The 21,682-nt window shown below is 29.7% G+C and carries 21 protein-coding genes; all 21 read left to right on the top strand.

Annotation, left to right across the window (positions count from 1 at the left end; translation table 11 throughout):
• Positions 1 to 11 precede the first annotated feature (11 nt).
• The 21 genes from IC174_RS16655 to flgL all read left to right on the top strand — a co-directional run bounded on the left by IC174_RS16655 (position 12) and on the right by flgL (position 21,682).
• Positions 12 to 1,277 (top strand): class II D-tagatose-bisphosphate aldolase non-catalytic subunit, encoded by a 1,266-nt coding sequence (locus IC174_RS16655; RefSeq protein ID WP_227483466.1) that lies wholly within the window; start codon positions 12 to 14, stop codon positions 1,275 to 1,277.
• A gap of 87 nt (positions 1,278 to 1,364) precedes the next feature.
• Entirely contained in the window at positions 1,365 to 2,075 is a 711-nt protein-coding gene (locus IC174_RS16650; protein ID WP_227434632.1) for an HAD family hydrolase, read from the top strand.
• Between the two features lie 476 nt (positions 2,076 to 2,551).
• On the top strand, positions 2,552 to 3,028 hold the full coding sequence (gene purE, locus IC174_RS16645; protein ID WP_003420964.1) for a 5-(carboxyamino)imidazole ribonucleotide mutase: 477 nt from the start codon (positions 2,552 to 2,554) through the stop codon (positions 3,026 to 3,028).
• Between the two features lie 5 nt (positions 3,029 to 3,033).
• Positions 3,034 to 3,732 (top strand): phosphoribosylaminoimidazolesuccinocarboxamide synthase, encoded by a 699-nt coding sequence (gene purC / locus IC174_RS16640; RefSeq protein WP_227483465.1) that lies wholly within the window; start codon positions 3,034 to 3,036, stop codon positions 3,730 to 3,732.
• Positions 3,733 to 3,743: 11 nt separating this feature from the next.
• Complete coding sequence (gene purF, locus IC174_RS16635) at positions 3,744 to 5,111, top strand: amidophosphoribosyltransferase (RefSeq protein ID WP_227434634.1); 1,368 nt, start codon at positions 3,744 to 3,746, stop codon at positions 5,109 to 5,111.
• Positions 5,105 to 6,181: a phosphoribosylformylglycinamidine cyclo-ligase gene (purM, locus tag IC174_RS16630; protein ID WP_227434635.1), complete on the top strand. Its 1,077-nt coding sequence runs from the start codon at positions 5,105 to 5,107 to the stop codon at positions 6,179 to 6,181. The genes purF and purM overlap by 7 nt, the downstream gene beginning before the upstream one ends.
• A complete protein-coding gene (purN, locus tag IC174_RS16625; RefSeq protein WP_227434636.1) occupies positions 6,175 to 6,768 on the top strand; it encodes a phosphoribosylglycinamide formyltransferase in 594 nt (197 codons plus the stop codon). The genes purM and purN overlap by 7 nt, the downstream gene beginning before the upstream one ends.
• A complete protein-coding gene (gene purH / locus IC174_RS16620; protein WP_227434637.1) occupies positions 6,761 to 8,293 on the top strand; it encodes a bifunctional phosphoribosylaminoimidazolecarboxamide formyltransferase/IMP cyclohydrolase in 1,533 nt (510 codons plus the stop codon). The genes purN and purH overlap by 8 nt, the downstream gene beginning before the upstream one ends.
• A gap of 10 nt (positions 8,294 to 8,303) precedes the next feature.
• On the top strand, positions 8,304 to 9,554 hold the full coding sequence (purD, locus tag IC174_RS16615; protein WP_227483464.1) for a phosphoribosylamine--glycine ligase: 1,251 nt from the start codon (positions 8,304 to 8,306) through the stop codon (positions 9,552 to 9,554).
• 24 nt (positions 9,555 to 9,578) lie between these two features.
• Entirely contained in the window at positions 9,579 to 13,385 is a 3,807-nt protein-coding gene (locus IC174_RS16610; protein WP_227483463.1) for a phosphoribosylformylglycinamidine synthase, read from the top strand.
• A 209-nt stretch (positions 13,386 to 13,594) separates the two neighbouring features.
• The gene (gene rfbD / locus IC174_RS16605; protein WP_227483462.1) at positions 13,595 to 14,467 is read left to right on the top strand and encodes a dTDP-4-dehydrorhamnose reductase; all 873 of its coding nucleotides are present in this window, start codon (positions 13,595 to 13,597) and stop codon (positions 14,465 to 14,467) included.
• 108 nt (positions 14,468 to 14,575) lie between these two features.
• A complete protein-coding gene (rfbA, locus tag IC174_RS16600; RefSeq protein WP_227434641.1) occupies positions 14,576 to 15,445 on the top strand; it encodes a glucose-1-phosphate thymidylyltransferase RfbA in 870 nt (289 codons plus the stop codon).
• Between the two features lie 51 nt (positions 15,446 to 15,496).
• Positions 15,497 to 16,054, top strand: a complete 558-nt coding sequence (gene rfbC / locus IC174_RS16595; RefSeq protein ID WP_227483461.1) for a dTDP-4-dehydrorhamnose 3,5-epimerase — start codon at positions 15,497 to 15,499, stop codon at positions 16,052 to 16,054.
• Between the two features lie 35 nt (positions 16,055 to 16,089).
• Positions 16,090 to 17,073 (top strand): dTDP-glucose 4,6-dehydratase, encoded by a 984-nt coding sequence (rfbB, locus tag IC174_RS16590; protein WP_227483460.1) that lies wholly within the window; start codon positions 16,090 to 16,092, stop codon positions 17,071 to 17,073.
• A 38-nt stretch (positions 17,074 to 17,111) separates the two neighbouring features.
• A complete protein-coding gene (locus IC174_RS16585; protein ID WP_227434644.1) occupies positions 17,112 to 17,780 on the top strand; it encodes a lytic transglycosylase domain-containing protein in 669 nt (222 codons plus the stop codon).
• A gap of 8 nt (positions 17,781 to 17,788) precedes the next feature.
• The gene (locus IC174_RS16580; protein ID WP_227434645.1) at positions 17,789 to 18,217 is read left to right on the top strand and encodes a YaaR family protein; all 429 of its coding nucleotides are present in this window, start codon (positions 17,789 to 17,791) and stop codon (positions 18,215 to 18,217) included.
• Positions 18,218 to 18,240: 23 nt separating this feature from the next.
• On the top strand, positions 18,241 to 18,555 hold the full coding sequence (locus IC174_RS16575) for a FliM/FliN family flagellar motor switch protein (protein WP_227434646.1): 315 nt from the start codon (positions 18,241 to 18,243) through the stop codon (positions 18,553 to 18,555).
• Between the two features lie 151 nt (positions 18,556 to 18,706).
• Positions 18,707 to 18,982 (top strand): flagellar biosynthesis anti-sigma factor FlgM, encoded by a 276-nt coding sequence (gene flgM, locus IC174_RS16570; protein WP_227483459.1) that lies wholly within the window; start codon positions 18,707 to 18,709, stop codon positions 18,980 to 18,982.
• Positions 18,983 to 18,986: 4 nt separating this feature from the next.
• Positions 18,987 to 19,403, top strand: coding sequence for a flagellar protein FlgN (locus tag IC174_RS16565; RefSeq protein ID WP_227483458.1), 417 nt, complete (start codon positions 18,987 to 18,989; stop codon positions 19,401 to 19,403).
• Between the two features lie 17 nt (positions 19,404 to 19,420).
• Entirely contained in the window at positions 19,421 to 20,731 is a 1,311-nt protein-coding gene (gene flgK, locus IC174_RS16560; protein WP_227483457.1) for a flagellar hook-associated protein FlgK, read from the top strand.
• An 18-nt stretch (positions 20,732 to 20,749) separates the two neighbouring features.
• A complete protein-coding gene (gene flgL / locus IC174_RS16555) occupies positions 20,750 to 21,682 on the top strand; it encodes a flagellar hook-associated protein FlgL (RefSeq protein ID WP_227434650.1) in 933 nt (310 codons plus the stop codon).

Raw genomic sequence — 21,682 nt, 5'->3', positions numbered from 1 at the left:
GAGATATAGTAATGAAAAAATTACCAATAAAAACTGTCGTACAACGATTACTAGACTTACAAAAAGAGGGGAAAAGTGCAACACTTTTAGGGATTGGTCCTATGTCACCTAATTTGTTACAAGCGAGTTTTGAATTAGCAAAGGATGATGATTTTCCTTTAATGTTTATTGCAAGTAGAAATCAAGTAGATGCAGATGAGCTAGGAGGAGGTTATGTAAATGGTTGGAATCAAGAAACATTTACAAGAGATATTAAGAAAATAGCTGATGAAGTGGGATTTGATGGTTTATATTACTTATGCAGAGACCATGGAGGACCATGGCAAAGAGATAAAGAGAGAAATGACCATTTACCTGTTGACAAAGCTATGGAATTAGGAAAAAAATCTTATTTAGCTGATATTGAGGCAGGTTTTGATTTATTAATGATTGACCCTACAAAAGACCCATTTGAAATGGGAAAAGTGATTCCATTGGATATAGTGTTAGAACGAACTGTAGAATTAATTGAATATTGCGAAAAAGAAAGAAAAAGACTTAATTTGCCAGAGATAGGATATGAAGTTGGGACAGAGGAAACAAATGGAGGCTTAACTTCAACTGAGACATATGAAACATTTATAACTAGATTAAAAGTTGAACTTGAAAAGAGAGATTTGCCAATGCCGACATTTATAGTTGGTCAGACAGGTACTCTAACTAGAAAAACAGAACAGGTAGGCACTTTTAACTTTAAGAATGCTTATGATTTAGCTCAAATGGCTAAAAAGTATGGAGTTGGGTTAAAGGAACATAATGGAGATTATTTGGATGATGTGACTTTATTAGAACATATACCATCTAAAATTATTGCGACAAATGTTGCTCCTCAATATGGTACTGAAGAGACTAGAGCATACTTAAAGCTAGCAGAAGTTGAAAGAAAACTAAAGGAAGAAGGATTAATTGAAAAGACTTCAAATATTAGACATGTTCTTCTTGTAGATGCTATTGAATGTGGACGTTGGAGAAAATGGGTGATAGGAGAACAGAAAAATATAACTACTGAAGAAATCTTTAAGGATGAAGTTTTATCTAATGAAATATTAGATATTGCAGGTCACTATACATTCAATAATGATGATGTTAAAAGAGAGATAGAAATGCTTTATAGTAATTTAAGAAAAAATAACATCAATGGTCAAAGATTTGTTGTAGACCATATTAAGCGTCCTTTACGTGATTATGCAGAATGTTATAATCTAAAAGGTGTAACTACTAGAATTTTAAATAAATAATAGGACTTATAGTGGTAGGTATTGTTATACTAGGTATTTATAGTTATAATTATATTTACCACTATTAAATTTTGGAGGACTAATATTTTGATTAATTTAATTTTTGATGTAGATGATACTTTATACAATCAGTTAACACCTTTTTATATCGCATATGATAAAGTATTTTCTTCAATAAAGAATATTTCTGTTAAAGATTTATATATCAGTAGCAGAAAGTATAGTGATGAGGTATTTCATTTGACTGAGAGTGGAGAGATGCCAATTGAAAAAATGCATGTGTATAGAATAATGAAAGCTTTTGAAGAGTTAGGAAACCCCATTACAGAAAAAGATGCTCAAAATTTTCAAGATGAGTATATATATCAACAATCACAAATAACTCTAATACCAGAGATGGAGCAAGTTTTGAATTTTGCTAAAGAAAAAAATATTAATATTGGAATTATAACTAATGGACCATCTTCTCATCAAAGAATGAAATTAAAGCAATTAAATATTGAAAAGTGGGTTGATGAAGAGAATATTTTTATTTCTAGTGAAGTTGGCTTTTCTAAGCCAGACATTAATATTTTTAGATTAGCTGAGAAATTTATGGGTTTAGATAGGGCAAATACATATTATATAGGTGACTCTTATAAAAATGATGTAGTAGGTGCTAAAAAAGCTGGATGGAAGAGTATCTGGATGAATCATAGGGGGAATAGTTTAGAAGATTTGATTTATGAGCCTGATTTTGTAATTTTAGATTATCAAGAAATGAAATTGTTATATAAAAGATTATTTAAGGATGATTAACTATTGGCAAGATATGAATTTATTGATAAAATACAGAATTAAAAATGGCACTTTATATTTTTAAATTAACAACTATAAAATTATACACTAATGAAAAGGAAGATGATTTATGATAATTAACTTCCTTTTTTAGTATAGACTCTGATACAAGTATGTATAGAAATGAGTATTTTACTGAATTATAAATCTTATAATTTAAAAAATACTATGTAAGTTTACTTTAAAATTATATGAAATATATTTATTTATCAAAAAATAATAAATAAATGGAAAGTAATTTTATTAGGTATCAAAAAAAGCGAATAAAGTTCGGTATAGGGCGAATAAAAAAAATACAAGTAATATTTTTTTTAAAAAATTTCAAAAAAGAGTTGATAATATGTGTATATTAATATAAAATTTAAGGTGTATCATTCGTATAATGATACGAATGATTTAAAATGTAAAATAACTTATAAACGGAGAGGGGAAGTCTAATGAAAGTAGCAGTAGTTATGGGTTCAAAATCAGATTATCCAAAATTAGAAGAAGGGATAAAACTGCTTGAAAAATATGGAATAGAAGTTGTAGCAAGAGCATTATCTGCTCATAGAACACCAGAACAACTTTCAACATTCCTAAAAGAAATAGAAGATGATACAGATGTAATAATAGCAGCAGCAGGAAAAGCAGCACATCTACCAGGTGTAATAGCTTCACAAACTCTAATTCCAGTAATAGGATTGCCTATTAAATCATCAACTATGGATGGATTAGACTCACTTTTATCAATAGTTCAAATGCCAAAAGGAATACCAGTTGCAACAGTTACAATAGATTTAGGTTTAAATGCAGCTTTATTGGCATTACAAATAATGACTCTAAAATACCCAAAATTAAAAGAAGATTTGAAATCATATAGAGAAGAAATGGCACAAAAGGTGTTAGAAGACGACAAGAACTTAAGGGGGTAACAGAAATGTTATTATATGAAGGAAAAGCAAAACAAGTATATTCTACAGATAATGAAAACGAATATGTTGTTTATTATAAAGATGATGCAACAGCATTTAATGGAGAAAAAAAAGCAGAAATATCTTCAAAAGGTATACTAAATAATAAAATATCAACAATAATCTTTGAAATGTTAAAAGAAAATAATATAAATACACACTTTATAAAAAGTTTATCAGACAGAGAAATGCTAGTTAAGAAAGTAGAAATTTTACCATTAGAAGTGATAGTAAGAAATATTGCTGCTGGTTCTATCTGCAAAAGAGTTGGTCTTGAAGAAGGTGTAGTTTTCGATGAGCCAATCTTTGAAATAAGCTATAAAAACGATGATTATGGTGACCCAATGCTAAATGACGATTATGCAGTGGCAATGAAATTAGCAACTAGAGAAGAATTGAAATTCTTAAGAGAAGAAACTCTAAAAATAAATGAATTGCTAAAAACATTCTTCTTAAAATTAAACCTAAAGTTAGTTGACTTTAAAATAGAATTTGGTAAAGATTCAGAAGGAAACATAATATTGGCAGATGAAGTATCACCAGACACTTGTAGACTTTGGGATGTAAACACAAATGAAAAATTAGACAAAGACAGATTTAGAAGAGACCTTGGAGACCTTGTAGAAGGTTATATGGAAGTACTTTCGAGAATGAATAATAAATAGGAGGCAAATGTATGTGTGGAGTTTTAGGGATTTACTCTAATAAAGATGTAACTAAAGAACTATATTATTCTTTATATTCTATGCAACACAGAGGGCAGGAAAGCTGTGGTTTAGCTCTTTTAGATGATGGAGAAATTAAGTACAAAAAAGATATGGGATTAGTTGGAGATGTTTTTAAGGAAAGTGAATTATCTAAGTTAAAAGGAAATATAGGTATTGGACATGTTAGATATTCAACAGCTGGAGGAAGTCATGTTTCTAACTGTCAGCCTTTAGTTGGAAGTTGCAGAAAAAGACAATTAGCTATAGCTCATAATGGAAATCTAGTAAATGCAAATTATTTAAAAGATATGCTAGAAGAAGATGGATATATGTTCCAAACTAATTCAGATACAGAAGTAATTTTATATATACTTGCAAGATATTACAAAGGTGATATAGTAGAAAGTTTAAAAGTAACAATGGACTATATCAAAGGTGCATATGCCCTTGTAATAATGAGTCAAGATGAATTGGTTGCAGTTAGAGATCCACATGGATTCAGACCTCTTGTACTTGGTAAAAAGGGCGATGAATATATATTTGCATCAGAAAATTGTGCAATAGACATACTTGGCGGAGAAGTTATAAGAGATGTAGAGCCAGGAGAAATAATAGTAGTTAAAGATGGTGAATTAAAATCATATTTTTATTCAGAAAATTATAAACCAGTTAAGAAAAGTTGTATATTTGAACACATATACTTTGCAAGAAATGATGCAACTATAGATAATGTAAATGCATATGAGTTCAGAATTAAATGTGGGGAAAGATTAGCTCAAGATGAAAATGTAAAAGCAGATGTAGTAGTTCCAGTTCCTGATTCAGGTTGGCCAGGAGCTATTGGTTATGCAAATGCTAGTGGATTAAAAATAAGTGAAGGTCTAGTTAAAAATAGATATGTAGGAAGAACATTTATAAAACCTACACAAGAGGAAAGAGAAATAGCTGTAAAAATAAAATTAAATCCTCTTTCAACAGTAATAAAAGGAAAATCTATAATTTTAGTAGATGATTCAATAGTAAGAGGAACTACATCTAAACAGTTAGTAAAATCTTTAAGAGAAGCAGGAGCAAAAGAAATTCATCTTAGAATAACATCTCCTCCAGTAGCTTACTCTTGTTATTATGGAATAGATACTCCAAATCGCTCTAAGTTAATTGCATCAAGTAACAACGTAGAAGAAATGAGAGAATATATTGGATGTGATAGTTTAAAATTCCTAGATATAGAAGGAATGTTAGATGCAGCAGAACATAAGTCTACTTTCTGTAAAGCTTGTTTTGATGGAGAATACCCAGTTAAAAAAATTGATAAGGAGGAACTACTTTCATGTTAACATATAAAGAATCAGGTGTAGATATAGATGAAGGAAATAGAGCAGTAGACCTTATAAAAGGTAAAATTAAAGGAACTTATGATGGAAATGTAGTTGGAGATTTAGGAAACTTTAGTGGATTATACAGTTTAAAAGATTTTGTGGGAATGAAAGAACCAGTTTTGCTTGCATCTACAGATGGTGTTGGGACTAAGTTAAAAATAGCTCAAATGATGGACAAGCATGATACTGTTGGAATAGATTTAGTTGCAATGTGTGTAAATGATTTAATATGTCAAGGTGCTAAGCCATTATTCTTCCTTGATTATATAGCTCTTGGAAAATTAGTTCCTGAGCATATAGAAAAAGTAGTTGGTGGAATAGCAGATGGCTGTAAGATGTCTGGTTGTGCACTAATTGGTGGAGAAACTGCTGAAATGCCTGGAATGTATGGAGATGATGATTATGATTTAGCAGGATTCTCTGTAGGTATAGCTGACAAAGAAAAGATTGTTTCTGGAAATGATGTTAAATCAGGAGATGTATTAGTTGGTATATCTTCAAGTGGAGTACACAGTAATGGATTTTCTTTTATAAGAAAGATATTCTTAGAAACTTATGATTATAAGATGGAACAATATGTAGAAGAACTAGGAATGACAGTTGGGGAAGCACTTTTAACACCAACTAAAATATATGTTAAGTTAGCTTTAGATGTATTAGCTAAACATGATATAAAAGCTATAGCTCACATAACTGGTGGAGGGCTTATAGAAAATATAACAAGAGTTATACCTAAAGGATTAGGATTAGACATCAATAAAAAATCTTGGGAGAAGCCTCCTATATTTAAAATGATAGAAGGTTTTAATGCTGTAGATGAGAGAGAACTTCATAAGAGTTTTAACATGGGTATTGGACTAGTTTTAATAGTAGATAAAGAAAATGCCAACGATGTTGTAAACTTTATAAATAATAGAGAAAATGACAATGCTGCTTATGTAGATAAAAAGTATAGTGAATTATTAGAAGATAAAGCATATATAATTGGTGAAGTAGTAGATAGTCATGAAGGTGTAGAATTATGCTAAATATAGGAGTTTTGATATCTGGTGGAGGAACAAATTTACAAGCAGTTATAGATGGTACTGAGTCTGGAAAAATAAAAGGTCAGGTTAAAGTAGTTATCTCAAGTAAGCAAGATGCTTATGGTTTAGAGAGAGCTAAAAATCATAACATAAAGGCAATTTGTGAAACTAATGAAGACAAGATAATAGAAATTCTTAAAGAAAATAAAATAGATTTAGTAGTTTTGGCTGGTTATTTAAAAATAATCAGCCCAAAGCTGGTTAATGAGTTTAGAAACAAAATGATAAACATACATCCATCATTAATTCCTTCATTTTGTGGGGCTGGATTCTATGGAGAAAGAGTCCATCAGGGAGTAATAGATTATGGGGCTAAAGTAACTGGTGCTACAGTTCATTTTGTGGATGAAGGTGCTGATACTGGACCAATAATAATGCAAGATGTAGTTAAGGTAAATCAAGATGATGATGCAAAAACACTTGCAAAAAGAGTGTTAGAAGTTGAACATAGGATTTTGGAAGAGAGTTTAAGTCTTTTTTGTGAAAATAAATTAAAACTTCAAGGTAGGAGAGTGTTTATAAATGAGTAAGAGAGCTTTAATAAGTGTAACTGACAAAACAGGTGTAGTTGAATTTGCTAAAGAATTAAATAAGTTAGACTATGAAATTATATCTACAGGAAATACTTTTAAGACATTAAAAGAAAATGGAGTTAATGTAATGCAAGTTGAAGATGTTACAAACTTCCCAGAAATATTGGATGGAAGAGTAAAAACATTAAATCCATATATACATGGTGGAATACTTTATAAAAGAGACAAAGAATCTCATGTAGAAACTGTGAATGAACATAAAATACATTCAATAGATTTAGTAGCTGTAAATCTATACGATTTTGAAGGAACTTTAAAAGCTGGGAAAAGCCACGATGAAATGATAGAAAATATAGATATCGGTGGACCATCTATGATACGTTCTGCTGCTAAAAACTATAAAGATGTAATAGTAGTAGTAGATATAAAAGATTATGATTCTATAATAGAAAAATTAAAAACAGAGACAATGACATTAGAAGATAGAAAAAAATTATCATATAAAGCTTTCTCAACTACAGGAAGATATGATGCTTTAATATCTAGCTATTTTGCTGGAGAAGTAGGAGATACATATCCTGACATATTAAATTTAACTTTCCAAAAAGAACAAACTTTAAGATATGGAGAAAATCCACATCAAAATGGTTTCTTATATTCACAATCAAATGCAAAAAATCCAATCTTAAATTATGAACAACTAGGTGGTAAAGAACTTTCTTTCAACAACTTAAATGATTTACATGGTTGCTTAGAAGTTATGAGAGAATTTAAAGACAGTGAAGAAGTAGTTTCAGTAGCTATAAAACATGCTAATTCATGTGGTGTAGGATTAGGAAAAGATGCTTTTGAAGCATATACAAAATGTTATGAAGCAGATAAAGTATCAATCTTTGGTGGAATAGTAGGAATAACTTCCACTATAGACAAAGCTACAGCAGAGAAATTAAATGAAATATTCTTAGAAATAGTAGTAGCATACGATTTTGAACCAGAAGCATTAGAGATACTTAAACAAAAGAAAAATCTAAGAATCTTAAAATTAGCTAAGATAGAAAATAGTTTACAACCATATGAAATGAAATACTTAGATGGAAAATTATTGATACAAGATAGAAACAATACATTAGCAGAAAAAAGTGAAAATGTAACAAAAGCAAAACCAACAGATGAGCAACTTAAAGACATGGAATTTGGTATGAGAGTGGTAAAAAATATGAAGTCAAATGCAATTGCAATAGTAAAAAATGGTCAAACTCTAGCTCTAGGTTGTGGACAAACATCAAGAATTTGGGCATTAAAAAATGCTCTTGAAAATAATAAAGATAAAGATTTTACAGGAGCTGTTTTAGCATCAGATGCATTTTTCCCATTTGATGATTGTGTAACATTAGCTCATGAATATGGAATATCAGCAGTAGTTCAGCCAGGTGGTTCTATAAAAGATAAAGATTCAATAGAAGCTTGTGATAAGTATGATATGGTTATGGTATTTACAGGAATAAGACACTTCAAACACTAAGGAGGATATTATGAAGATATTGGTTGTAGGCGGTGGCGGAAGAGAACATGCTATATGCTGGAAATTAAGCAATGAAAAAAATGTAGAAAAAGTTTATTGTGCGCCAGGTAATGCAGGAATCGCAAATGTAGCAGAATGTGTAAATATAGGTGATACTGATGTAGAAGGGCTTTTAAAATTTGCCAAGGATAACAAAATAGGTCTAACAATAGTAGGTCCAGAAGTACCACTAGTTATGGGAATAGTAGATGAATTTGAAAAAGAAGGTTTAAGAGTATTTGGACCTAATAAAAAATGTGCTCAACTTGAAGGAAGTAAAGCTTTTTCAAAAGATTTTATGATAAAGCATAACATACCTACTGCAAAATATAAAGAATATACAAACTTAGAAGAAGCTATATCAGAAATAGATAGCTTTGGGTATCCAGTAGTAATAAAAGCGGACGGATTAGCTGCTGGAAAAGGTGTTGTAATACCTGAAAATAGAGAAGATGCTATAGCAACTTTAAAAGAAATGATGTCAGATAAGAAATTTGGAACTGCTGGAGATAAAATAGTAATTGAAGAATTTTTAAAAGGTATAGAAACTTCTATCTTGGCATTTGTAGACAATAATACAATAGTTCCTATGGCAAGTGCAAAAGACCATAAAAAGGTAAATAATTATGAACAAGGACCGAATACAGGTGGAATGGGAACTTTTTCACCTAGTGAAATCTATACAGAAGAATTAGCAAATAAAGTAAAAGAAACAGTACTAGAAAAAACATTAGAGGGATTCAAAAAAGATGGACTTAACTTTAAAGGTATTTTATTTGTTGGTCTTATGATAACTGATGATGGAGAGAAAGTACTTGAATATAATGTAAGATTTGGAGACCCTGAAACACAATCTGTTTTATTTAGATTAGAAACAGATTTACATGAAATAATGGAAGCTATACTTGACAATAAGTTAAAAGACATAGAAATAAATTATAGTGATGATGAAGCTGTATGTGTTATGCTTACATCAGGAGGGTATCCAGACAGTTATGAAAAAGGAAAAGTTATAACTGGTCTTGAAAATTTAGATGATGATATAGTAGTATTCCACAGTGGTACTAAGATGCTTGACGGCAATTTAGTTACTAATGGGGGAAGAGTAATTGGTATAACTACAAAATCAGCTACAGTTAAAGATGCAGCAGAAAAAGTTTATGAAAATATAAAAAAAATAAACTTTGAAGGAATGCATTATAGAACAGACATAGGTAGATAATTTTTCTAAAATGGAGGATAAGGTATGTTGAATACTGGAAATAAAGACTCAATGGTTAGAAGAGTACTAGTTGAAAAAAGAGAAGGTTTTGACCTTGAGGCTAAAGCTTTAAAAAAGGATTTAGTGGAAAGCTTGCACATAAGTAGTATAGAAGATTTAAGAATATTAAATAGATATGATGTAGAAGGAATATCAGAAGATGTTTATGAAAATGCAGCAAAGACAATCTTTTCTGAGCCAAATCTAGATGTAGTATACTATGAGGAAATACCAGAATTAAATGGAGAAAGAGTATTTGCAATAGAGTTCCTACCTGGTCAATATGACCAAAGGGGTGACTGGGCAGCTCAATGTGTCCAAATAGTAAATCAAGGTATAAGACCTGCCATTAATACAGCAAAGGTTTATATATTATCAGGTAAAATAACTGATGAAGAATTTAGCAAAATAAAGGATTACTGCATAAATCCAGTGGATAGTAGAGAAGCATCTTTAGAAAAACCAGAAACATTAAAAATGGAAACTGAGATACCAACAGCAGTTGAAATATTAGATGGATTTATAGATTTAAATGAAGACGGATTAAAATCATTTGTAAGTGACAAAGGATTAGCAATGACTTTAGGAGACTTACAACATGTTCAAAAATATTTCAAAGATACAGAAAAGAGAAACCCAACTATAACAGAAATAAAAGTTCTAGATACTTATTGGTCTGATCATTGTAGGCATACTACTTTTATGACTGAAATAGAAAATGTGAAAATAGAAGATGGTAAATTTAATGATATAGTAAAAGAAGCATATCAAATGTATCTTAACTCAAGAGACAATGTATATGTAAATAGACATAAAGATATATGCTTAATGGATATAGCTACAGTTGCAGTAAAAGAATTAAAGAAAAATGGTAAGTTAAATGATCTAGATGAAAGTGAAGAAATAAATGCATGTAGTATAAATGTGGATGTTGAAGTTGATGGAAAGATGGAAAAATATTTAGTAATGTTTAAAAATGAAACTCATAACCATCCAACTGAAATAGAGCCGTTTGGTGGAGCAGCTACTTGCCTAGGTGGAGCTATAAGAGACCCATTATCAGGAAGAAGTTATGTTTACCAAGCAATGCGTGTTACAGGAAGTGCTGACCCAAGAACAACTTTAGAGGACACTTTACCTGGAAAGCTTATGCAAAGAAAAATAACTACAGAAGCAGCTCATGGATATAGTTCATATGGGAACCAAATAGGTCTTACAACTGGACAAGTTGCAGAAGTATATGACGAAAACTTTGTTGCAAAAAGAATGGAAATAGGTGCAGTTATAGCAGCAGCACCAAAAGAAAATGTAGTAAGAGAAAGACCAGAAGCAGGAGATGTAATAGTTCTTCTTGGAGGAAAAACAGGAAGAGATGGTTGTGGAGGAGCAACTGGTTCATCTAAAGAGCATAGTGAAGAATCAATATTGACTTGTAGTGCAGAAGTTCAAAAAGGAGATGCTCCTAATGAAAGAAAAATACAAAGATTCTTTAGAAATAAAGAAGTTGCTCAAATGATAAAAAGATGTAATGACTTTGGAGCAGGTGGGGTTTGTGTTGCTATAGGTGAGATTGCTGATAGTTTGGACATAAACTTAGATTTAGTGCCTAAAAAATACGATGGGCTTGATGGAACTGAACTTTCAATTTCAGAATCACAAGAGCGTATGGCAGTAGCTATAAAAAAAGAAAATAAAGATAAATTTATACAATTAGCAGTAGAAGAAAACTTAGAAGCTACACATGTAGCTACAGTAACTGATACAGGATATTTAAGAATGTTCTGGAATGGAAAAGCAATTGTTGATATAAATAGAGAGTTTTTAGATACAAATGGAGTGAAACAAACTACTGATGTCCATGTTACTAAAGTAGATGAAGAAAACACATTCTTTAGCTCTAATGAAATAGTAAAAGATGTTAAGTGTGCAAGTATGAAAGATAAATTTACAAAAGTATTATCTGACCTTAATGTTTGTTCTCAAAAAGGATTAGTAGAGATGTTTGATAATACAATTGGTGGAAATACAGTACTTATGCCATTTGGTGGAAAGTATCAAGCTACTCCAACTCAAGGTATGGTTGCTAAGATACCAGTTCTTGGTGGAGAAACTAATACTTCTACAATAATGACTTATGGATATAATCCAAAAGTAGGGAAATGGAGTCCATTCCATGGAGCTTTATATGCAGTAGTAGAATCTGTATGTAAATTAGTTGCTATTGGAGGAAATTACAGTACAACAAGACTTACATTCCAAGAGTACTTTGAAAAACTTGGTAACAATCCAGAAAAATGGGGCAAACCATTCTCAGCACTTTTAGGAGCATTTTATGCACAAAGTAAGTTTGAAATACCTGCTATAGGTGGAAAAGACAGTATGTCTGGTACATTTAAAGATATTGAAGTTCCACCAACATTAGTTTCATTTGCTGTTGATACAGTAGATGCTAGAAAAGTAGTATCTCCAGAATTTAAAAAAGCAGATTCAAAAGTAGTAATGTTATGTGTAAATAAAGCAGAAAATAATGTTATAGACTTTGAAGAACTAAAGAAAAACTTAGATAAAGTAAGAGAACTTATACATGAAAATAAAGTTTTATCAACATATGCATTGGGATTTGCAGGTGTAGGTGAAGCAATAAGTAAAATGGCTTTTGGTAACAAAATAGGATTTAAGTTTAATGAAGAAGCTGAAAAAGTATATACAGATGATAAATTATTTGAAGCTAGTTATGGAGATATAGTACTTGAATTAGCAAATGATGATTTAAGCATGTTAGATGGATATAATTACATAGTGCTTGGAAGTACAGTTAAAGATGCTAGTATATTCATTAAAGGTGAAGAACTTTCATTAGATGAATTATATAAAGCACATTGTAGTACTTTAGAGCCTATATTCCCAACTAAAACAGAAGAAGTAAAATCAAAAATAGAGACTATAAGCTATATATCACAAGGAGAGGCTAAAAAATCATCATTAAGTATAGCTACTCCAAGAGTATTTATACCAGCATTCCCTGGAACAAACTGTGAATATGACTCTGCAAGAGCATTTGAAAGAGCAGGGGCTAATGCAAATATAAGAGTATTTAAGAATTTAACTTATAAAGACATAGAAGATTCTATAGATACAATAGTGAATGAAATAAAATCTTCTCAAATAATAATGTTACCAGGAGGATTTAGTGCTGGTGATGAGCCAGATGGTTCTGGTAAATTTATAGCTACTGTATTTAGAAACCCTAGAGTTCAAGAAGCTATAAATGAGTTTTTAACTCAAAAAGATGGTTTGATGTTAGGTATCTGTAATGGATTCCAAGTATTAATTAAGTTAGGTTTAGTTCCATATGGAGAAATAAGAGTTCCAAGTGAAAGTGCACCAACACTTACTTACAATAATATTGGACGTCATCAAGCTAAGATTGCTAGAACTAGAATTTCATCTAATAAATCTCCTTGGCTAGCTCAAACTAATGTTGGAGATATTCACAATATAGCTATTTCTCATGGAGAAGGTAAATTTGTTGCTAGTGAAGATGTTATGAGAGAATTAATTGCTAATGGACAAGTAGCAACTCAATATGTTAATTTTAATAATGAAGCTACTTATGATATTGAATTTAATCCAAATGGTTCATTCTATGCTGTTGAAGGTATAACTAGTGCTGATGGTAGAGTGTTTGGTAAAATGGGACATTCTGAGAGAATTGGTGAGGAAGTATTTAAGAATATCATAGGTGAGAAAGACCAAAAGATATTTGAATCTGGAGTTAAGTATTTTAGATAGGATTCTGGTAATTAATTGGTAATTAAAACATATGTTTTAAATATTTAGATTTAGAGAGATGTAATAATGTGATGATAATCATTTAATGTTACATCTCTTTTTCTATTTATATAAAAATAATATATATTCTACCTAAGTCAAAATATAAGCTATGTTATAATTAAGTATTAGGTAGATTTGAATATTTATTGAGGGGGTAAAAACAGTCAATGAAAATATTAATAACAGGGTCTAATGGTCAATTAGGGAGAGAATTGGTCAATCAATTAGAATCAATTAATCAAAGTATAAAACAAGTAAAATATGATATATTACCTACAACAAGAGATGATTTAGATATATCTAATCAAACTAATGTAGATAGTTTTATAACATATAATAAACCTGATGTAATTATAAACTGTGCAGCATATACAAAGGTCGATGCATGTGAAGACAATATAGAAACTTCATATAAAATAAATTCTTTAGGAGCTAGGAATTTAGCAATAGCATCAAAAAAAGTGAATGCTAAACTTGTCCACATATCAACTGATTATGTATTTAATGGTATTTCTAAATATCCATATAAAGAAGATAATAAAACTGAACCTAATTCTGTTTATGGAAAAAGTAAACTTATGGGAGAAAAATTTGTGGAACAATTCTCACATAAGTACTTTATACTGAGAACAGCATGGCTATATGGTGATGGAAATAATTTTGTAAAGACTATGATAAAATTTTCTAAAGAAAATAAAGAAGTTAATGTCGTTGATGACCAGTTTGGGAGTCCAACAAGTACAGTAGACTTAGCAAAGGTTATAATAAATATTATGGAAACAGAGAATTATGGAGTTTATCATGCCACATGTGAAGGTGAGTGTAGTTGGTATGATTTTGCTAAAAAGATATTTGAGTTAAAAAATATAGATATAAAAGTAAATCCAATTAAAAGTAAAGATTTTAAGAGTAAAACTCAAAGACCACAATATTCTGTACTTGATAATTTTATGCTGAAATTAATTGGATTAAATTCATTTAGAAAATGGGAAGAGTCTATAGAAGAGTATTTAAAAGAATATGATATCATTAGAAGGTAAATATTCTATTTATAAAAAATAAAATAAGATATTACGTAAAATATAAATATTTCTTTTATTTATCCGATAATCATTATATGACAAAGTAAATTTAAGGATGGAATAAATATGAAAGGAATTATTTTAGCAGGAGGGTCTGGAACAAGACTATATCCTATAACAAAATGTATATCAAAACAAACACTTCCAATATATGATAAGCCAATGATATATTATCCAATGTCAGTTCTTATGTTGGCAGGGATACAAGAAATACTTATAATATCTACACCAAGAGATATAATAGCTTTTGAGGAACTATTTGGAGATGGAAGTTCATTGGGACTTAAAATAGCATATGCAATTCAGGAAAAACCAAATGGGATTGCAGAAGCATTTATAATAGGAGAAGAATTTATAGGAAGTGATAGTGTTTCTCTTGTATTAGGTGATAACATATTTTATGGGTATGGATTTAGCGAAAGATTAGAGAATGCAGTTAAAAGAACTGGAGCAACCATATTCGGATATCATGTTAGTAATCCAAATGCGTTTGGTGTTGTGGAATTTGATGAAGAGTTTAATGTTTTATCAATAGAAGAAAAACCTAAAATACCTAAATCTAATTATGCTATACCAGGGTTATACTTTTATGACAATGATGTTGTAGAAATAGCAAAGATTGTTGAACCATCAGATAGAGGGGAACTAGAAATAACTTCAATAAATAATGAATATCTAAAACGAGGAAAACTAAAAGTAGAACTTTTAGGAAGAGGTATGGCTTGGTTGGATACTGGTACACATAAGGGGCTATTAGATGCTTCTAATTATGTTGAAGTAGTTCAGACAAGACAGGGATTGTATATAGCATGTTTAGAAGAGATTGCATATACAAAGGGATATATAAGTAGAGAGAAGTTAATTGAACTAGCTAGACCACTGATAAAAACTGAGTATGGCCAGTATCTATTAAAACTAGCCAATGAAGATATGTAATATGAAATAAAATTTATCATAAATTTTATTTCAATAAAGGAGTTTATTGTAATGGTAAAATTCAATTTTATAAAGACAAAAATAGAAGGGCTATATATAGTCGAACCAAATGTGTTTTATGATAATAGAGGATATTTTTTTGAGAGTTATAATAAAAAAGATTTTATGGAGTTTGGACTTGATATGTGTTTTGTTCAAGATAATGAATCTAGCTCAAGGAAAGGCGTATTAAGGGGAATGCATTTTCAAAATAGATATCCTCAAGGAAAATTAGTTAGAGTTACAGAGGGAGAAGTTTTCGATGTTGCAGTTGACTTAAGGAAAGATTCACAAACATTTGGAGAGTGGGAAGGAGTAATACTGTCTGATAAAAATAAAAAGCAATTTTATATTCCAGAAGGATTTGCACATGGATTTTTAGTTTTATCAGAAAAAGCTGTATTTAGTTATAAGTGTACAAATTATTATTATCCAGAATTTGATAGTGGTTTTATGTGGAATGATAAGCAAGTATCGATTGATTGGCCTTTAGAAGGAATTGAAGAAATATTCTTATCAGTAAAGGACAAAAAACAAAAAAGTTTTAAAGATATCTGTATAGAACGTTAATAAAATTTATTAGAATTAATATTTAGGAGAAAAATATGAAAAAAATACTGATAACAGGAGGAGCAGGATTTATTGGGAGTAATTTTGTACATTATATGCTTAATAAGTATCTAAATTATTCTATTGTTAATCTAGATTTATTGACTTATGCTGGTAATTTGGAAACATTAAAAGAAGTACAAGATAAGCCCAATTATAAATTTGTTAGAGGAGATATTTCAGATAGAGAGCATGTCTATAAATTATTTGAAGAGGAAAAGTTTGATATAGTTGTTAACTTTGCGGCAGAATCTCATGTAGATAGGTCAGTTGAAAATCCACAATTATTTATACAAACAAATATTATAGGAACACAAGTACTTTTAGATGCATGTAGAACATATGGGATAAAAAGATATCATCAGGTTTCTACAGATGAAGTCTATGGTGATTTACCAATTGATAGAAGGGATTTATTCTTTACAGAGAAATCAGCTATTAATCCAAGTTCCCCTTATTCAGCGTCTAAAACAGCAGCAGATTTATTGGTTAACTCTTACTATAGGACATATGGACTTCCAACAACTATATCTAGATGTTCAAATAATTATGGGCCATATCATTTTCCTGAAAAATTGATACCGCTTATGATTTTAAATGCTTTTGAAGACAAACAATTGCCAGTGTATGGAAATGGAGAAAATATAAGAGACTGGTTACATGTATACGACCATTGTACTGCTGTAGATTTAATAATACATAAAGGAAAAATTGGTGAGGTTTATAATATAGGTGGTCATAATGAAAGAAGTAATATAGAAGTAGTAAAAATTATATTAAATATTTTAGGTAAATCTGAGGATTTAATATCCTATGTAAATGATAGACCTGGTCATGACTTAAGATATGCTATCGACCCATCTAAAATAGAGAATGAGTTAGGTTGGAAGGCAAAATATGATTTTGATTCAGGTATAAAAGAAACAGTTAAATGGTATATAGAGCATGAATATTGGTGGAAATCTGTTCTATCAGTTTAATTTTGAAGTTTATAAAATTTAGAAAGGGGAGTTTTATATTGAATGAGATAAGTTCATTAATTAATATATTGGCATTAACTCAATTATCTGGTAGCAACACTACAAATCAGTGTAACTGTACATATAATAATTCATCTGGATTTGACATGGTTATGATGACATTGTTAAAAGCATTGTCACAAAATAATCAACAGACTTCTAATGGATATAATTTATTGTCTAATTCTGAAAATTTATTTAACGAGCTTGATAATGCAGTAAATAATACATCTAGTAGGTTTATAGATGTTGATACAAAAGATAAAAATTTAAAGTCAAGAATTGAAAGTGCTGTAGAGCAAGCATCAAAAAAATATAATGTGGATGCGAACCTTATAAAAGCAATAATTAAAGTTGAATCAGATTTTAATCCAAATACTGTATCTTCTGCTGGTGCGAAGGGTCTTATGCAACTTATGCCGGAAAATTGCAAAGATTTGGGTGTTACAGACCCTTTTAATATAGAACAGAATATAGATGCTGGAACTAGACACATTAAGGAATACATTGATATGTTTGGAGGGAGCATAGAAATGGGATTGATGGCATATAATGGTGGTCCTGGAAGGATGAAAAGCAGAGGGGTAGAATCAATTTCTGACCTGTATAAAATGCCAAAAGAAACACAAAATTATATTCCTAAGGTTATGAAATATTATAGAGGGTAGGCTTTATTATGGGTATAAATATAGATAAGCTAAACATAAGTCCAAGTAGAAATATAGAGGTTAAAAAACTAAAAGAGAATAATAAATTTTCTGATAACTTAAACTCTGTAAAACAATCTTCTTCAATGGAAGATATAAAACGAAATCTGGAAAGTGTAAAAAAGGCGGGGGAAAGGCTTGTACTTACTCAAAACTATGGTGATATTAGTATATACAAAAATGCAGTAAAAGAATACCTAAAATCTGTTGTAGATAATATGTATTCACTTGATAAAAATAGCAGTTTTTGGGAGCATCAATACTATAAGAATGTAAAGATTGTTGATGATAAACTTGAGGATATGACTAGTAAATTACTTAGTGAAGAAAAAGAAAACATAGATATTGTTTCTACTGTTGATATGATACAAGGCTTGTTGATAGATATGTATAGATAAGGTTATACAAGGAGAAAAGTTTTATGAATAGCAAAAAAGAGGATATATATGAATTGAATTTTGGGCAACTAATAGAAGAAAAGACTGGCGTTATAGAAGAAAATCAAAATGTTTTTAATGCAAAAGTAAATGTAGCTGTTTCTATAGGAAATACAACAGAAACAATAAAAAACATATTAGAATTAAAAGAAGGTTCTATAATAAAACTAAATAAGAATGTGGATGAAAAATTAGATATATATGCAAATGATAGATTGTTTGCTTATGGAGAAAGCATTATTACAAATGAGAAATTATCTGTAAGATTATCTAAAATAGAAGATTCAGATATAAATTAGCATTTTAAATAGTATCCCTTTAAGCTGTTCTGTATGAATTTAGCTAAGGGGATATTTTTATAAAAAATTTAAAATATGTTTGAATCATATAAATGTTTTTATTTTTTGAGCGATAACTAAATTATAAGTATGTAATTTTGGAGGTGAAAATATGGATATTAAAAATGTAAGTTCAAATATTGTAATAAATAATTATTTAAAGAATACATCAGGTGTAAAAAAAGTGGAAGAAGTTCAAAAAACTAGTAAAACAGACAAGATAGAGCTATCTAAAGTTGCAAAGGAAATGGCAAGTGTATCAAATATGAGTGATGAGACTATTAGAAATAAAAAAATCGATGAAATAAAAAATGCATTGGAAAATGGAACTTACAAAATAAAACCAGAAGAAATTGCGAAAAAAATGATAGAGGATATGCGAGGATAAAGTCATGATTACAGACTTAAAAGTTATAATATATGAAGAAAAAAAGATACTTAGTAATATGATGGAATTATTAAAAGAGCAATTTGACTATATAGTTGCAAAAGATATAGAAAATTTAAATAGGTTAAATCCTAAATTAGAAGATATTAGTAGGGAACTTGCATCTATAGAGATAAAGAGAAGACAACTTTTTAATGAAGATATTTCAATGAGTGAAGTTGTTGAAAATAGTAATGATGAATATCTAAAAGAAATATATACAGATTTAAAGCATATTATTGTTTTAGCTAAAAATCAACAAGAATCAAATGATTCTCTCATAAAGAAAGAACTGATTTTTACGAAAAAAATGATTAATTTTATAAAACCAGTTGATAAACAAACTACAACTTATAATTCTTATGGAGATATTAGAAAATAAATGTTGGGAGGAGAAATATGGCAGGATTATTTTCCATTTTAAATACAGCTAATTCAGGAATGAATGCGCATCAAAAAGCAATACAGACAATTTCTCATAATATAAGTAATCTAGATACAGAAGGTTATTCTAGGCAAAGGACAGAATTTGCAACAAATAGTCCAATGTATATGCCTAGCTTGAACAATGCAATTGGAAGAGGTCAATTAGGTACAGGTGTACATGTAACAAATGTAACAAGGGCTAGAAATAGTTTTTATGATTATCAATTTAGAGCAGAAGCACATAAATATGGTAATACAGTTTCAAAGTATGACTATTATAATACTATAGAAACTATAATAAATGAACCATCAGACTATGGAATATCTGCAGGTATAGACGACCTTTTTAAAGGATGGGAATCATTAGCAAAGGATATAAATAGTGATAGTAAAAAAAGTCTAGTGGTAGAAAATGCATCAAATCTGGCAACTTTAATAAGTGAAAGTTATAAGAAGCTTAATAAGTTAAAGGGAGATATAGATGATAATATAAACTCTGAAATAAAACAAATAAATGACATGTTAAAAAGTCTTGAAGATTTGAATAAATCTATTGATGTTATATCTGGTTCTGGCTCTACTCCAAATGATTTGCTTGATGAAAGAGATAGAATATTAGATTCCTTAAGTTTTAAACTAGACCTTGAAAATGGTGATGTTAAAAATATGCTTGCAGATGGTAAATTAGAACTTAATGAATTAAAAAATGTAGATGGAACTTGGAAAACAGGTGTATCAGGAACTTTACAAGGCTTGTTTGAAATACATGGTAAAATTGATACATATAAAAGCGATTTAAAAGATGTATCTGATGGATTAGCTAAACAGATAAATGATGTTTATAATACATCTGCTGGAATAACAGTAACAGATTTTTTTATAACTTCAAATGTAGATGGTGAAGATATCATAAAGGTAAATCCAGCTATAAAGAGTAATCCAAATGAATTAAAGCTTACTGCTGATGAGGCTTCAAAGATTGCTAAGCTAAAGGATGAAAAAATAGATATTGGGGTAGTTGGTGGAAAAGTAAGTACGATAAGTGACCACTATAAAGCTTTTGCAGAATCAATAGGTTTAGATTCTAAAAAAGTGAATCAAGATGAAGTGAATCAACGTAAAATTATAAATAATATTGATAGTTCACGAATGAGTGTTTCAGGTGTATCTTTAGATGAAGAAATGACAGAGCTTATAAAAGTACAACGTTCCTATCAAGCTAGTGCAAAAGTTATGTCAACAGCTGTGCAACTGTTGGATGTTGTAATAAATGGAATAATTTAATAGAAGGGGGAACTTATAATGAGAGTTAGTACAGGTATGATGTCTAGCAGTTATCTAAACTCGCTACAAGATAATCTACAAAGATTAGATAAGGTTAATAGACAAGTTAATACAACAAAAGAAATAAACAAACTATCCGATAATCCATATAAAGCAATAAAAATATTGAACTCAAAAAGTGAAATAAAAACTATGGAGACTTATGTTGAGAATTGTAAAGATACAGGAGATTGGTTAGAAACTACTGATACTGCATTAGATCAGCTTGGAAAATTATTATCAGATATAAAGAAAACTTTGGTGGCAAGTGGTGATGGTGCATATTCAGATGATGAACTAAAGACTCTTAGTAATGAAACTAATGAAAAAATGAAAGAAATTGCAAATGCTTTAAATGCAACACATGAAGGAAAGTACATATTTTCAGGTTCAAATACAGGTGTACCACCTGTTGAATGTATAGATAATGCTGACGGTTCAGTGAGTTTAAAGTTTAATTCTAGTCTAAATCTTAATAAATTAAATGACTCTTTGAGTATGGATATAGCTCAAGGGATAAGTGTAGATTATAACGTTAAATTGAGTAGTCTTGGATTTGACCCAACACAGGCTGACCCCTTTAAAGAGTTAAATAATATATCAAAAAAATTAGCAAATCCAGATGCGGATGCTATAAAAGAGCTGACAACAACTTGTTTAGGTGACATGGAACAACTAATAGAAAATACAGTGAATGTTAGGTCTATATATGGTACAAAAGCAAATACAGTAGAGGCTATGAAGGAAAAAAATAATGATAGTTTGATACAGTTAAAGGATATTCTGTCACAAAATGAAGAAATAGATTATGGAGAAAAACTTGTTCAATTAAAGGCAGCAGAATTAACTTATCAAGCTTCACTACAAACAGGAGGAAAGTTATTTAATGTATCTATATTAGATTACATATAG

It is taken from the genome of Clostridioides sp. ES-S-0001-03, assembly GCF_020676075.1.
In the GTDB taxonomy this organism is placed as follows: domain Bacteria; phylum Bacillota; class Clostridia; order Peptostreptococcales; family Peptostreptococcaceae; genus Clostridioides.
The sequence above is the reverse complement of the archived record's forward strand: the minus strand, read 5'-3'. Positions and strand labels throughout refer to the sequence as shown.